Source organism: Kosakonia sp. S42 (assembly GCF_016624785.1).
Classification (GTDB): Bacteria; Pseudomonadota; Gammaproteobacteria; order Enterobacterales; family Enterobacteriaceae; genus Kosakonia; species Kosakonia cowanii.
Window position 1 is genome coordinate 33,021 of sequence record NZ_JACVTW010000017.1, and the last position, 14,540, is coordinate 47,560.

Genomic DNA, 14,540 nt, shown 5'->3' on the forward strand with positions numbered 1-14,540 from the left:
TAATAATATCGCCCTCTTTTTTATCTGCTCTGCAACGTCCTCATCTCCTTTGCAAATACGGCATCACGCCAGTTTTTATCAGCATTGTGACAAATACCGCCTGTGCAGTTTTCCCGCTATCCCTGCCGTCAAAACGTTATATCGATAATGCAGAGCTCCGCTCACCGCTACGCGAGCGTGGTTTTTCGCTGGCACCTAATGAGCGCCAGGCTTCGCTATTGGTGATGATGATGGGCGTTACCGTGTCATAACCCTCAGCGGCAATAGCCAGCAGGTCGAATGTCATTAATAGTTGTCCCTGTTTTACCACCTCTCCCGTTTGTACCTCGACGCAAAAATATTTTCCCGCCAGCTGTACGGTATTAATCCCGACGTGAATCAGGATCTCTGCCCCGGCGTCCGAGCAGATGCGTATTGCATGCCTGCTGGCATATGTGCTGGCGATATAACCATCCACCGGTGAATAAACGCGTCCTTCATCAGGAATAATTGCGAAACCCGGCCCAACGCTGCCAGTAGAAAAGACCCCATCATTGACCTGGGCAAGTGAGATCACTTCACCTGAAACCGGGGCGATAATTTGCTCCGTAATATCAGAAACCGGTTTCGCAGCAGGTGGAGGACGCTTTACTGCTATATTTTCCCGGTCCGGGGATTCACCCCAGTTCACCGGTAGCGAACTCTCCTCAATCCCTGTCAGCAGGATTAATCCCAGGCTGCCTACAAATGCGAGACTGCACGCAACAATATAGGTGATAAAGCCTTCGCCATAAAAAACCGGGATTGTCAGCAGCCCTGGCATTGCCATGGCGATAGCGGAATTTTTACCGTAGCCAACCATTGCGCCGCCAAAAGCCGCGACCACCAGCACGCATAAAAACATTTTCTTACGTTTTAACGTTACGCCATAAATAGCCGGTTCGCTGAGACCGAAAAGCGAAGGAATAATTGCGCTGCGGGTCAACGCTTTCAATTTACTGTTACGCGTACGCAGATTGACCGCCAGCAACATAGCGGAGCAGGCAAATATTGCCGGGCCGCACGCCGCCAGCAAAAAACTCTGCTCCATCACCGAAATATCATTAATAAAAAGCACAATACATGCCTGGTGAAGACCGAACATCAGCAGCAGCGGCCAGGCGGCCGCCATTAGCGCGCAGGTAAAAATGGGGCTGAAGTTATAAAGCGCGCTAAATAGCGCGCTAATGGCCTGGCTTATGCTTACTCCCACCGGAAAGAGGAGCAGTACGATTAAGGGCACGATAATAAGCAGCAGGAAACAGGGCGTCACTATCGCGCGTTTTGCCGCGGCAACATAGCGATCGATGACCTGCTCAATGCGCGATATTAACCAGACGCCGACAATGACCGGGATCACCGTCCCGCTACTGTTCATCACCCTGAACGGTAGCCCTGGAAAAGCCTCTTGTTGCCCGCCTGCCGAAATCCCCATGCCCAGCGGCGAAAGAGAAGCGCCCGCCATCGCGACGGCAATAAAGAGATTGGCTTTAAATTTACGCGCACAGAGGATAGCGAGAAATAGCGGCAGAAAGTTAAAAGGGCTTTCGGCAATGGCAAACAGGGTCGCGGCGCGTTGTCTGCCGGGGTTTAACCAGCCGGCATCGACACACATAATGAGAATGCCTTTCAGGATCCCTGCGGCCATCATGATCCCCAACAGCGGCATCGTTATATCGGCCAGACCATCGATCCATTTCATCAGTTGCGCGCAGCCCGCCCTTTCATGCTGCTCGACCTTTTTTTCATCACTTCTTAAACCGCAACGCACGCTCAGGGCGTGGAACACTTTCGCCACGCGATTGCCAATCACGACCTGTAACCGATCGCCTTCACTCACGACGGTGAGCACGCCATCCAGCGCCCTGAGCTCCGCCAGTTTGACTTTGCGATTATCGATAACCGTGAATCGTAAGCGCGTCGCGCAGTGGATTACCGTTACGACGTTACTTTCGCCCCCCACCATCCGCAGAATATTGTCTGCCAGAACCGTGCTATTCATTCTTCCTCTTCCGTTTTATCAAACAACCTGAAACGTCGTTTGTCGCCGCTGTCCGTTGACGAGTGAGCAAAAGGGCCATCGCATGCAGCGACGACCGTTTATAGCGTAATAAGGGTTATGGCTTAAATCGGCTCGCTCAGCGTGGCGCCATTGCTGTGGATCACATCGCGATACCAGTAAAAGCTCTTCTTGCGCTGACGCCTCAGGCTGCCGTTACCGCCATCGTCGCGATCAACGTAGATAAAGCCGTAGCGTTTTGACATCTGCCCCGTTCCGGCGCTGACCAGATCTATCGGCCCCCAGCAGGTGTAACCAAGCAGTTCAACGCCATCTTCAATCGCCTCGCGAACCTCTACCAGGTGGGCGTGAAGATAGTGAATGCGATAGTCATCCTCAATCGAGCCATTCAGCTCCGGCACATCTTTCGCACCAAGGCCGTTCTCCGCGATAAAGAGCGGCTTGCGGTAGCGATCGTAGAGTTCGTTGAGCAGAAAACGCAGACCCTTCGGGTCGATCTGCCACCCCCACTCCGACGCAGAGAGAAAGGGGTTAGGGATCATATTGAGGAGCGTGCCATGACCGCGTTGATAGAGGTCGGGCCTGGCGGCGGCGCAACCGCTCATGTAATAGCTGAAGGAGATAAAATCGACGGTCTCTTTAAGATCTTCCCTGTCCTGCGGTGTCACATGCAGCGTGATGCCATTTTCACGAAAATAGCGCGCAATCCACGCCGGGTACTCCCCCCGCGCCTGAACATCGCCGAAGAAAAGCCACTCGCGGTTCTCCTGCTGCGCTTGCAACAGATCCTCCGGTTTACAGCTGATGGGGTAGCGCACCGCCCCCAACAGCATGCAGCCGATCTTCGCCTCCTCGATAATTTCATGACAGGCTTTCACGGCCCGCGCACTGGCGACCAATTGATGATGAAGCGCCTGATAAATCTCCTGCTTGCTGCGCTCTCCCATCAGGCCGGCGCCGGTAAAAGGGGCGTGTAGCGCCATATTGATCTCGTTAAAGGTGAGCCAATATTTCACTTTATGGCGATAACGGGTAAATACCGTGCGGGCGTAACGTTCAAAAAGATCGATAACCTGCCGGCTGCTCCAGCCGTCATATTTTTTCACCAGACCAAAGGGCATTTCATAATGTGAAAGGGTGATCAGCGGCTGAATACCATACTGTGCCATCTCATCGAAAAGCCGATCGTAGAATGCCAGCCCCTCTTCGTTCGGCTCCGTTTCTTCACCATTCGGATATATTCGTGCCCAGGCAATCGAGGTGCGCAGGATGGTAAATCCCATTTCAGCGAAGAGTTTTATGTCCTGCGGGTAACGGTGGTAAAAATCGATGGCGATATCTTTGAGGTTGCCGTTTGTGCCCGGGCGCACTGCAATTTCGCCATCGATTCCCTGAGGTTGCAGATCGGCGGTTGAGACGCCTTTCCCCCCCTTATTCCATGCCCCCTCGATCTGGTTGGCGGCGACCGCTCCCCCCCATAAAAACCCGTCGGGAAATACCATTTTCATCGCTCTCTCTCCTTGTTGTCATAGCGCCTCGACGCGGAACGTCGAACGACAGGCGAAAAAAAACCTGATTCCCTTAACGCCAGGCAGGCATTAAGGGGATCAGGTTTCGCTCGGTTTATTGATGACGATCCGGGTGGACTTTTATAACGAATCCCATTATCTGGCTCAAGCGCTCAAAACGGGAAATGTGATGATAATCAAGGATGACGGGGAGAGGAAAATGACGATAAATTGATGAAGACGCCCATTCGGGCTGCTTCATCAATGCGGGGCTAAAGCGTTAATCTGCTTCTAACGCATCCTGAATCGCATCGGCAAGCGTAGCGACTTCCTGCGAGACATTACGTAAATCCATCTGGCTGCGAATACCGGAATTTGCCGTTGTTGCAGAGACAGCCGCCTTCGAAATTTCCAGTGCTGCCTGTACGGCCAGTAACCGTTTTCTGTTTTCCAGCTCGTCATTACCGGTCGCGCCATCAAGATCAAAATATCCTTCTAACACTGTTTGCTCCTCAGATTTCATTTCCAGTGGTCGGATATAACACCATCAGGTGCAGCAGGATGCAATCACATCCCTTTAAGATGTGAATAAAAGTGCCGCCTGGCGATTAAAGAGGTAAAAAAAAGCCGCTCGGGAAGAGCGGCGCAGAAACAGTATCAGGGTTAATAGGGGTTAATAGGGGTTAATGATGATAGCTATTCAAATCATAGCGTTATATTAAAAACCTTGCTTAATATTGGGATTTATCCTGGAGGCACCTGAGCGGCTAAGTTATTAGTTAAGATAATGATATCGAGCTATGTGCAGCAGAATCGTGTATGGTTGCCGGCCATTCATCAGGAAAAAATCTATGTCACAACGCAAAGATGCCAAAAGCCGCCGTAACTACCTCGTAAAATGTTCCTGCCCTCACTGCTCACAACATTCCGAACACAGTTTCTCCCGCGTCCAGAAAGGGGCAATGTTAATGTGCCCGCACTGCAGCAAAATTTTCCATCAAGATAAGAACGCTCTCGCTCAGGCAACAAGCTGAGTGCGCTATCACCTTCGGTGATAGAAATAAGGCCCGCATGGGCGGGCCTTAGCATCTGATTAAAAAAACGTCACGATTATGCCTGGTGCTCAATCACCTTCTGACTATTCTCAATAGCGATTTTGCGTGGTTTTTCACTCTCCGGGATCTCCTGATAAATGGAGACCTCCAGAATGCCGCTCTCTAATTTCGCGTTGCTCACTTTGGCATGATCGGGCAGCGAGAAGCTCAGGCGGAAATCCGCGCGGCGTATGCCTTTATAGATCCACCCCTGCTCTTCCTCGGAAGCCTCTTCACTGCGCTTACCGGAAATATGCAGGTTGCCCCCTACCGTCTCGATTTCCAGCTCCTCCTCCTTCCAGCCAGGCACGCTGACATGCAACAGGTAGTTGTTGGCATCGACTTTTTTCAGATCGTAAGCAGGTGTCGCCGCCACAGGCGTGTTGCCGGTGAGCTGGCTAAAAAGCGAATCAATACGGTTAAAGCGATCGGCAAAAAGCGAATCTGAAAAGCCAGGGAGTGCTGACAAGGTTCTGAGTGCCATAAGTTAACCTCCTGAATAATCAATTCAAAAGCTCAAGTTAAAGGCAAGCCTTGCTTGTCCGCTAATAAAAATAATGCCATCGGCACGTTTTTCAAGAGTGAGTAAAAAAATTTTTTTTGCGGCTGTGCAGTGTGCAGAAGAAGCGGTGGGGAGAAGAGTACGCGATGCCGGCATCGGCGGGAAGATGGTACGCCCTACAGGGTTCGAACCTGTGACCTACGGCTTAGAAGGCCGTTGCTCTATCCAGCTGAGCTAAGGGCGCATTGCGCGAATGTCACCACCTTTACGGTGGAAACGCCTGGAATTATACGGTGAGCACCAGGTGAGTCAATGTATTTTAGGCTGGTTGCCTGCGAAGTGAACGCGCCTGCGCGTTTTCCCGGCAATCCGCCAGTTTATGCGCCGTTACGCCTACGTCCACGCCTTAACCCTGCCCCACTTCTTGGGAAATGTCGCAGATGGCTTTAAGTATCTGTACCTGTTTCTGCATGAATCAGATTGTAAAAATGTTGCTCTTAACAGGGCATAAAACAGGACATGCAGCGTGGGTTTGCTGCTGACAAAGCCTCAATGGACAGGGCGTTTTAGCCGAAAAATAAAATACGTTGGCGAGGGAAAAATGCGAAAACGTATCCGTAGAGAAAAACATCGCAGCGATAAACCGACACATCGGGTTCTACCTTACCGGGGCGCAACGCCTCCCCTTTTCGATACGCTGGAACAACTCGTTCAGCAGCTCAATTTCGCACTACCGGAATATATGATTAGCCAGACGCTAATCTCCACCGATCACTACTTGAGTTATGCCTGGCGCAGTTGCCTCTTCTCCGGTAAACGCAATGCGGTCTTTCCATCGCTTGAGATGGCAAATCATCAGCTTTGCGAACCCTATCTGTCGCACTTAATTGTCGATATGGAGACCCTGACTACCTCCCGGCTGGAGGCGCTGGAAACCCTGCGGCAGCCCAACTTATGTAATCGCGGCCTGCATATCTATCTCTTAACGTCAAAAGACGATCCGGCGCAAATGAGCTTTCTGCGCGCAGCGGGCCCGTTTCATGTTATTGCCCGCGATCTCTCCGTTGTTCCGTTCCGCCAGGCGCTGTTGGTGCCTCCTGAAAGAAGTATTCACGCTCCGCTCTTTCCGGCCACAGAGTGGAAAATTCTCTCTTCTCTGGCGCGAGGATTAACCATGAAACGCATCGCACGACAACTCAACCTTCCCTATCACCGCGTTGTTTACCGACTCAATACCCAACTTAAGCTGCTTGGCCTTCCCGATCGACAGAGTCTTATTCATCTCCTGCATCGTCTGACCCTTAACAGGCATCACCAGACGCTATGAATAAAACCACACCTCATCTTGCCTTCAGGGTAAAAAGAGAGAAGAACGCGCAGTTCGGCAGTGATTTTTTCACAAGACAATAACAATTCAAACTAATCCTGGAACCAGAGAGAGCGCCTGGCTTTCTCTGGTATCCGCTCTCCACAATGCTTTACCCACTCAGGCCACGAATAATGTGCCACTCATCTTCTTAACACGCTGAAAACAATCAGTTTGTTATTTTGTTTTGCTCGCCGTAAAAATGATAATTCACTAAAACAATAAAAATTGATAACAGATAGATTCAAATATCTTTTATGCTCTTTTACTCTTCAGGATTTCCTGTCGGCAAATAACTCACGCTAACTCATAAGACCTCTCCATACATATTTACCAGGTATAATTGATCTAGCGCATTAACTCGCACGCCATTTCTCTTGCGTTAATACGGAATAGATTATTTCTCCCCTTCGCAGTCTGCGAGGGGAAATAGTCTGGCAGACACCAGGATGCTACCGGTTTTCCCATGAAAATTATCTTCGTCACAGAAAACGTCAACGGCAATTACTCTTCTTAACGTCTGTGGCACACCTGCGTAGACGAGGCATAAAAAACAATCAGAGGCTAAAAAAGATGAAACCGGCTTCCGTCATTATTATGGATGAACATCCTATCGTCAGGATGTCGATAGAAGTTCTGTTACAGAAAAGCCAGAATGTAAAAGTCGTTCTGAAAACAGATGACAGCCGCAGCGCGCTTGATTTTATTCGCGCTAATAAAGTTGATCTGGTTATTCTGGATATTGAATTACCGAAGACTGATGGCTTTACTTTATTGAGAAAAATCAAAGCAGTACGCGAAGACGTCAACGTGCTTTTTCTCTCTTCAAAATCAGAGTCGTTTTATGCCGCACGTGCAATCCGCGCAGGCGCGAATGGTTTCGTCAGTAAAAGAAAAGATCTCAACGATATTTATAATGCGGTAAAGATGATTCTTGCCGGATACTCTTTCTTTCCTTCCGAAACGCTCAATTACATTAATCACCCCGGCAAACGTAAAGGGGAAACGCGGGATATGCCGCTCTCTAATCGCGAAGTCACGGTATTACGCTACCTGGCTAACGGTTTTTCGAACAAAGAGATTGCGGAACAATTGATTCTCAGCAACAAAACCATCAGCGCCCATAAATCAAATATCTTCTCTAAACTGGGCGTTCATACCATCGTTGAGCTGATTGATTATGCCAAGGCGCATGAACTCTTATAAAAAAGGCCGCAACAGCTGCGGCCTTTTATAAACACTCGCGTAAAAAGAAAGCTTAATAATAATTAATGGTAAACGTGGCATCTGATTTAGCAATGCCAGGCGTAGGGTTATTCACCAGCGCAATGTAATTGGCAAAGAACTGCAAAAGCGAATTGCCATTACCATCCACGCTAATAGCCTGGCTGGGTGCCTCAAGATCTAAAGGCGACAGATCGTGGTCGCGCAGTTGGATCGCCACCTGATGTGCCATCTTATCGTCGCTGAGCGCTAACCATGCAGGGTTGCTGGCGGCTTTTCCCGAAAAGGTTATCGAAACACTTCCCGGCGGGCACCCCTTCAGTTTCAACGAAAAGGCGACCGGGGTGGTGATACTCCCTGCCATTTGCAACTTCCTGACCGGCCAGCGTCCTAACGAAACGGTTTTGTGGTTATCGCTGCTTTCCACCGCACATCCGGCGTGAATAACCCTCGCGCGCAGTTCAATGTTGCTTTGCGCAGCGGCAACATTGATCCCGCAGCCGAGCAGCAAGAAAAAGTGTAAAAACCGGGGCATTACGGCTCCTTAATTATATTCCACGCGTAAAAATCCGCGGGCGCTGAAGGGCCCCTCTGCCGGTTTCTTGCCGGTAACGCTAACAGGCCAGGCACGAATACCGACCTGTGCCGCAGCATTCTTATCGAGCTGAAGCGGGATAACACTGAAAATATTATTGGGCATAAAAGGCTGGCCCGATTCATTGGCGACCACAAAGCCCAGATCCGGATTATCTGAGAGCAGAATGTGGTTGTCCGACTTCTCCGCTTCGAGCCGCACCGAGATGTGCGCCCGGGCGTGAACATTGGTACAGCTGATTGAAACCGTCTGGCTTTGCGGCGTCACACCACGCGGACGATTCCCCGCGCCGGCCTCGCTAAACAGTGCGGCGCGAATATCACCAAAATCAAACTCGACCACCTGCCCGGCATTCACCTCGCAGCGCTGCGGCACTTCCACCACGCCGCCAAGGCTAATGGTATAGACCGGCGTGATCAGCGGATCGTTTACCCCGGTGGTGACATAAACGGTAAAAAGAGTCTGCTGCGGGATAGTCACCCGGTTCATAAAACGCTCGGTCACCCGCAGCTTGAGCAGCAGCTGCGAGTCCATCACGCCAAAGGGGCGATGCTTCGCCACATTCGGCTCCTGCCCCATGCGGATATAGTTACCCGGTGGATAAAACTCACCGGCGTAGCTATCGCTGATGCGCATTGCCGCCTGTAAATGCGGGGAGATTTGCAGATAACGGTACCCGTGCGCAGTAAATTCCACCGGGAAACGGGTCACGTAACTGCGGTAGGTATGGGTTTGTCGGGTTCCTGCCGGGCAGATTGCCCGTACGCCGATCCACGCTGATTTCTCCGATCGCATAACCACTTTATTAAGCTGGTTACTGTTGCTATCGAAGCTGTCCGACAAATCGTAACTAATATCTGTAGGGGTGCCTTTGGCGTTGTAACAACTGGCGGCGAAGGCCTGCGTTGCCGCAAGCCATAACACGCCGGCAAAAATCGGTCGCATCGCGTTATCCTTTACTGACACAGTGTGCACTGGCGAGGGTGATGGGCTGCTGCAGGCTGGCTTCCGGCAAGGTATACGGGGCTAAACAGCGTTCGTGATCGCGCTCCCCCCACTGCACCAGTAACTCTCCACGCAGCGGTAATCCGCTTAAAAAGATCTGTCCCTCCTCGCCCACCATGCTGCTGACGCCGCTGCCGCGTTCAGTGACCAGCGAGCCAAAGGGAACCGCGCGGTCGCCGCGCATGACGGTAAGCAGCGCTCGCACACCAATGCGGGTGGTGAAGCTTGCGCGCACTAATGCCCCTTGGGTAGGAACGACGCTGCCGACATTACTCTCAATATCGGTGTGATCGCTGAGGGTAGCCGTATCGAGCGCAACGCGGTTATGGCGATAAACGGTGGCATAAGGTACGACGGCATAACCGCGCCAGTCAGTCGTAATTGTGGGCTGATTCTCAATGCGTACCCCCTGCGCGCCCGGCGCTTTTATCAGCACATTGGTATCGCCAAGCGGCTGGGCGAACGTGAGGCCATCGGCATGGGCTACCGCGCCGCCACCGAACTGCCAGTTATAGTCGCGCTGCTGTTTATCGTAGTTGTAGCCGAGGTTAAGCCTGCCCCATGCTGCCTGCCAGTGAGCATTGGCACTGCCGTTATACCCGCGGGAATTACTGCTCCCCTGATTGAGGTTGTAGCTGAGGTTGCCCTCCTCCAGTAGTGTCCCGCCAATGCCGGTCTGCCAGCTGGACTGCCCGCTGCTGCTGCGGTTGAAGTTGGCGCTGGCATAGACGTTTTGCGCCGCACTGCCACCTGCCCCAAATCCGAGGGCGCTAAAGGGAACCGAGATATTGAGCGCTGCGATACGTTCCGCCCGCCTGTCGCCGGAAGCGTAGCTCCACGACCATGACAGGGCGTAGCTCATCCCTCGCCAGCCATCGGCATAGCCAAGCTGCAACCAGCGCCGGCTACGCGATTTATCCCAATAGGTCTGCTGCATGCCGGAGAGATAGAGCGATCCATAATCGGTGAAGCTATGCGTGACATTGGCCTGCAAGCGCCGCTTTTTGTTCGCGCTCTCTTCGCCTGATGGTTTTACTTCGCCGACGGCGTTTTCGCGGGCCGGATACGCCACCTCGTCCAGCGTATGAAAACCGCGCGTCGAGTAGCGCCATGCCAGAAACTGAAAGTGTGTGCCGAGTTGATTGAGGGATTTGGCGTACATAAAGCGCAGCGACTCACCCTGCTCTTTGTAGTCGCGGGCAAGGCGGCTGCGCGCATGGGTAAGATCGAGAGAGAGCGCCCCCATATCGCCCAGATTCACGCCTGCACCGCTGGCAAACGCCGTGTAATCGCTGGCAAGCTGGGTACCCGCGTAAAGGGTATAACCATGAGCCAGACCGGCCACGATCGTCCCCTGCGTAAAAAAGGGTGAAGCGTACTGACGGTTGCCGCTGCGATAGCGCCCGGCTACCACATCATATTTGATACGTCCTTCACGCTGCAGCAGCGGTAACGTCGAATAGGGCACGCTATAACGCTGTTCGCTGCCATCTTTCTCCTCCAGCACAACGTCAAGATCGCCGCTGGAGGAGGTCGGATTGAGATCGGTGATGGTAAAAGGCCCGGCGGCAACCGTGCTTTGATAGATAACATAGCCATTCTGGCGAATGGTGAGTCTCGCCGGCGTTCGTGCAATGCCGCGTACGGTGGGCGCATAGCCCTGCTGGCTATCGGGGTACATGGCGTCCGCTGAAAAGAGGCGCAGGCCGCGAAAACCAATGCTATCAAACAGTGCATTCTGCGTATTGCTGTCCCCCATCACCAGCTCGCTTTTCAGCGGTACAACCGTCCGCTGCAGCCAGCTGGCAATGTTTTCCCAGCGTAGGTTGCCGGTGCCTGCGTTGCGCAAGGCCCCACTGTTACGTAGCCGCCAGGGGCCATAATTCAGCCCGCTCTGCAGAGTCACAAAATAGCTGTCGCGCTGCGTGCCATGGTTACCGCTAAAGCTGTAATTAAACAACGCGGCGGGAATGCCTTCATCCCATGATTCCGGCGGGATGTAGTCGCGGGCGTGAAGATGCATTGAGGCCTGCGGCAGGCCGATATCGAGCCGCATCGTTGAAAAGGTAAAGGCAGTTTGTGCCCCGGGGATAGCCTGGCTTATGTCAATACAGTCGCGATCTCGCTGAAGCTTCATTGCAGGAAATGCAGCCATATTGACCCCAAGGCGCGCTAATAGCGCTTCTGAGAAACAGGGCGTTAACCCGCCCGATGCTTCACCAGCAGCGCTGTTGGCCTCACGCTCAAAGCGGATATCCTGTGTGGTAATAAATTCATCGTTGCGCCAGATATCGACGCGGTAACTACCCGGGCGCTGAAACCCTTTTTCCAGCAGCGACAAATCAGCGACCGAGCCGGGATCGTCAGATAAGAAAGCCGGATTGAAGTAGCGTTCAGCATAGAGATCCAGCGGGCATAGCGCGGCCAGCATGGGGAGCGCAAACCGGCGCGGAGGATATTTTATGGTCATAAATGTTTACCACTCGCCCGTCTAACGCAGGCTAACCGTTCTTACTGCTGTAACGGCACCGTAGTCATTGACTGTCTGAAAAGTGAGATCGCCCCGGGCATCGGGCGGCAACGCCACCTGCGTACTCTTTTTTGGCGCAACCATGACGTTGTTTAACTTCCGCTGGTTGATATGCACATTCACCAGCGAAATATAGTAAGGCGACTTATTGGTGATCTTCAGCATGTCCCCTTCGTGGGCAAAGCTCAGCGCCGCCGGGGCATCTCTTGCCGGATCGACGAGGGTTGAGGGGCGCACAAAGAGCTTGATGCGGGACAAAATCGCCAGATGCAGCACGTTTTTGCCCGCCATGCTCTCCTTATCCACCGAGGGGATCGCTTTGACATTGAGCCAGAACAGCGATTCCCGATCGCCGGGCAGCGGTGGGCCGACATAAATAATTCGTAACGTATTTTCACTGTTCGGTTCACTAACGAATAATGGCGGGGTGACAGCAAATGTTTTTACTCTCTGCCCCTGCTCATTTTCAACCCATGAATTAATTAAAAAACGGGATTTCTTGTCACTATTATTAACCGCGAGAGAAGTCTGTTTCGCCTCGGCCGGATATATAACACGCGTGGCACCTAAAGAAATCCCACCTTCCGCATTTACGGCACTGGAAATAATAAATACAGCCGCAATACCCATTCGTAATAAATTCTGCATGGTCAACTTTCTTGTAATAAGAATATTCAAGACAAAATAAACAGATGTCCACAAGAACTCATCCCTGAGAGTGTAGCCTCCTGTCCCCCATTCCTTATTCGTACTTCATAATAAACATCGTGTCAGCATTGGCCGAACCCGGCGTCACTTCTGCCGAGGTTGCTTTATAGCGGGCGGCGAACTGCAACGTATTGCTTCCGGTCGCCAGGTTTTGCGCAACAGAGTAAGTTGCACCGTCGGGTTTCAGCTTTTGGGAGTTACTGTCGAGGATCTCAATAGCCACCCCTTTCGCGCTGCCGCCGCTGTCGCCCGCAGTGAGCGCTAACAACGTCGGATCGACATCATCAGCCTTGCCTGCGAAAGCGACAGATGCCTGCGTGGCAACGCTGCGATCGCAGTCATTTACCGTGAGTGTAAACGGCACCAGAGGCGTCGTATCACCGACATTGCTAAACAAGGTCGTATGATATTGGCCCATGGCAACGGTCTGGGTGTTTGACTGCACGCTAATTGCGCAGGCAAGTTGTACCAGTTCACCTTCAAAATGAATATTACCACCCGGAATAACGACTGGCCCGCGGGCCTGCGCTACACCGGATAACAGCATCATGCTCGCTGCAAGCGAAATAACTATGGGTCTGGTGTTCATATCATATCCTTATAATTAGTCTGGCGATGTTCATCATCCTGTTGAATTTCGCCGATGACTGAAGGCATTAACTGCCCGAAAGATATTCTCGTCCATGAAAATATTACGAAGTACTCCTCATTCGTATGCCCCCCAGGTCAAGCAAAACGAATTAAAGTTATGTAATTATCATTATTTCTTGCTGCGCTATTAAATTATCCCTGTCGCAAATTTTTAAATAGACACAAATGCTGCATTTCCCCTAAGTGGTTTCTTAAGAAGAGCTAAGAAACAGCCCTGCCATATTTTATTGAGGGCTTATGAAATAGCGGCGAATACCGCATAGACGCAGGCTTAACCTTACGTTTCCTAGGGGTGATGAGTTGTTTCTTTTTTGTTAATTCATGAACGGAACCCTCTGCCTCCTCCAGGCTGGCCAGTGAAATCCGCAAACGGTAACTGACAGCGCGGCGTGCTTCTGACAGAATAGCGCGCATCCCCTTTAGGCAATTTAACAGATGGATCTTCTCTCTGATGGCAGCAAAAATTATTGATGGTAAAACGATTGCGCAGCAGGTGCGCTCTGAGGTTGCTGAAAAAGTTCGTGCCCGCGTTGCCGCCGGTTTTCGCGCGCCCGGTCTGGCCGTCGTTTTGGTTGGCAGCAACCCGGCCTCACAAATTTATGTCGGCAGTAAACGCAAAGCGTGCGAGGAGGTAGGTTTTATCTCCCGCTCTTACGATCTGCCGGAAACCACCAGCGAAGCCGAGCTGCTGGGGCTGATTGATAAGCTTAATGCCGACAGCGCAATCGATGGCATTCTGGTACAGCTGCCGCTGCCTGCGGGCATCGACAACGTTAAAGTGCTTGAGCGTATCGCGCCTGATAAAGACGTAGACGGCTTTCACCCTTACAATGTCGGACGTCTGTGTCAGCGTGCACCGCGTCTGCGTCCCTGCACGCCGCGTGGGATCGTCACCCTGCTTGAGCGTTACAACATCGACACTTTCGGTCTCAACGCTGTGGTGATTGGCGCGTCGAACATTGTTGGCCGCCCGATGAGTATGGAGCTGCTGCTGGCCGGCTGCACCACCACCGTAACGCACCGCTTTACTAAAAACCTGCGCCACCATGTGGAAAACGCCGATCTGCTGATCGTCGCGGTGGGCAAACCGGGCTTTATTCCCGGCGAGTGGATTAAAGAGGGCGCGATTGTTGTTGATGTCGGGATCAACCGGCTGGAAAACGGCAAAGTAGTGGGTGATGTGGTGTTTGAAGAGGCCGCTGCGCGTGCCGCTTACATCACGCCTGTTCCCGGCGGCGTCGGTCCAATGACCGTGGCAACCCTGATCCAGAACACGCTGCAGGCGTGTGAAGAATATCACGATGTAAAAGGCAATTAAG

At 52.1% G+C, this 14,540-nt stretch carries 13 protein-coding genes and 1 tRNA gene; 4 read left to right on the plus strand and 10 right to left on the minus strand.

Features of this window, described 5'->3' with window-relative positions; genetic code table 11:
• Positions 1-136 precede the first annotated feature (136 nt).
• The 3 genes from IAE50_RS17430 to IAE50_RS17440 form a co-directional block, all read right to left on the minus strand.
• Positions 137-2,020: a glucose PTS transporter subunit IIA gene (locus IAE50_RS17430; protein WP_200580811.1), complete on the minus strand. Its 1,884-nt coding sequence runs from the start codon at positions 2,018-2,020 to the stop codon at positions 137-139.
• Between the two features lie 122 nt (positions 2,021-2,142).
• Positions 2,143-3,546 carry a glycoside hydrolase family 1 protein gene (locus IAE50_RS17435; RefSeq protein ID WP_200580812.1) on the minus strand — a complete coding sequence of 468 codons (1,404 nt, stop codon included), beginning with the start codon at positions 3,544-3,546 and terminating at the stop codon, positions 2,143-2,145.
• Between the two features lie 280 nt (positions 3,547-3,826).
• Positions 3,827-4,048 carry a hypothetical protein gene (locus IAE50_RS17440; protein WP_200580834.1) on the minus strand — a complete coding sequence of 74 codons (222 nt, stop codon included), beginning with the start codon at positions 4,046-4,048 and terminating at the stop codon, positions 3,827-3,829.
• Between the two features lie 349 nt (positions 4,049-4,397).
• Between IAE50_RS17440 and IAE50_RS26050 the strand changes: the two genes are divergently transcribed.
• Positions 4,398-4,580, plus strand: coding sequence for a YnfU family zinc-binding protein (locus IAE50_RS26050; protein ID WP_023479047.1), 183 nt, complete (start codon positions 4,398-4,400; stop codon positions 4,578-4,580).
• A 76-nt stretch (positions 4,581-4,656) separates the two neighbouring features.
• Here the strand turns inward: IAE50_RS26050 and IAE50_RS17445 are convergent, their stop codons facing one another.
• On the minus strand, positions 4,657-5,124 hold the full coding sequence (locus IAE50_RS17445) for an Hsp20 family protein (protein ID WP_023479051.1): 468 nt from the start codon (positions 5,122-5,124) through the stop codon (positions 4,657-4,659).
• Positions 5,125-5,309: 185 nt separating this feature from the next.
• Positions 5,310-5,386 (minus strand) — tRNA-Arg (locus IAE50_RS17450).
• Positions 5,387-5,743: 357 nt separating this feature from the next.
• Here IAE50_RS17450 and IAE50_RS17455 point away from each other — a divergent pair.
• Both IAE50_RS17455 and fimZ read left to right on the plus strand, forming a co-directional pair.
• The gene (locus tag IAE50_RS17455) at positions 5,744-6,469 is read left to right on the plus strand and encodes a response regulator transcription factor (RefSeq protein WP_042717839.1); all 726 of its coding nucleotides are present in this window, start codon (positions 5,744-5,746) and stop codon (positions 6,467-6,469) included.
• A gap of 612 nt (positions 6,470-7,081) precedes the next feature.
• Positions 7,082-7,714 carry a fimbria biosynthesis transcriptional regulator FimZ gene (gene fimZ, locus IAE50_RS17460; RefSeq protein WP_042717797.1) on the plus strand — a complete coding sequence of 211 codons (633 nt, stop codon included), beginning with the start codon at positions 7,082-7,084 and terminating at the stop codon, positions 7,712-7,714.
• Positions 7,715-7,766: 52 nt separating this feature from the next.
• On the opposite strand, the gene sfmF is transcribed toward fimZ, so the two are convergent.
• The 5 genes from sfmF to fimA form a co-directional block, all read right to left on the minus strand.
• On the minus strand, positions 7,767-8,267 hold the full coding sequence (gene sfmF, locus IAE50_RS17465; RefSeq protein ID WP_094419578.1) for a fimbria assembly protein: 501 nt from the start codon (positions 8,265-8,267) through the stop codon (positions 7,767-7,769).
• A 9-nt stretch (positions 8,268-8,276) separates the two neighbouring features.
• Complete coding sequence (gene fimH, locus IAE50_RS17470; protein WP_200135611.1) at positions 8,277-9,272, minus strand: type 1 fimbria D-mannose specific adhesin FimH; 996 nt, start codon at positions 9,270-9,272, stop codon at positions 8,277-8,279.
• 4 nt (positions 9,273-9,276) lie between these two features.
• On the minus strand, positions 9,277-11,802 hold the full coding sequence (fimD, locus tag IAE50_RS17475; RefSeq protein WP_200580813.1) for an outer membrane usher protein FimD: 2,526 nt from the start codon (positions 11,800-11,802) through the stop codon (positions 9,277-9,279).
• 21 nt (positions 11,803-11,823) lie between these two features.
• A complete protein-coding gene (fimC, locus tag IAE50_RS17480; RefSeq protein WP_200580814.1) occupies positions 11,824-12,510 on the minus strand; it encodes a type 1 fimbria chaperone FimC in 687 nt (228 codons plus the stop codon).
• Positions 12,511-12,604: 94 nt separating this feature from the next.
• Complete coding sequence (gene fimA, locus IAE50_RS17485) at positions 12,605-13,159, minus strand: type 1 fimbrial major subunit FimA (RefSeq protein ID WP_200135614.1); 555 nt, start codon at positions 13,157-13,159, stop codon at positions 12,605-12,607.
• Between the two features lie 513 nt (positions 13,160-13,672).
• Between fimA and folD the strand changes: the two genes are divergently transcribed.
• Positions 13,673-14,539 (plus strand): bifunctional methylenetetrahydrofolate dehydrogenase/methenyltetrahydrofolate cyclohydrolase FolD, encoded by an 867-nt coding sequence (folD, locus tag IAE50_RS17490; RefSeq protein WP_042717786.1) that lies wholly within the window; start codon positions 13,673-13,675, stop codon positions 14,537-14,539.
• Position 14,540: the final 1 nt, after the last annotated feature.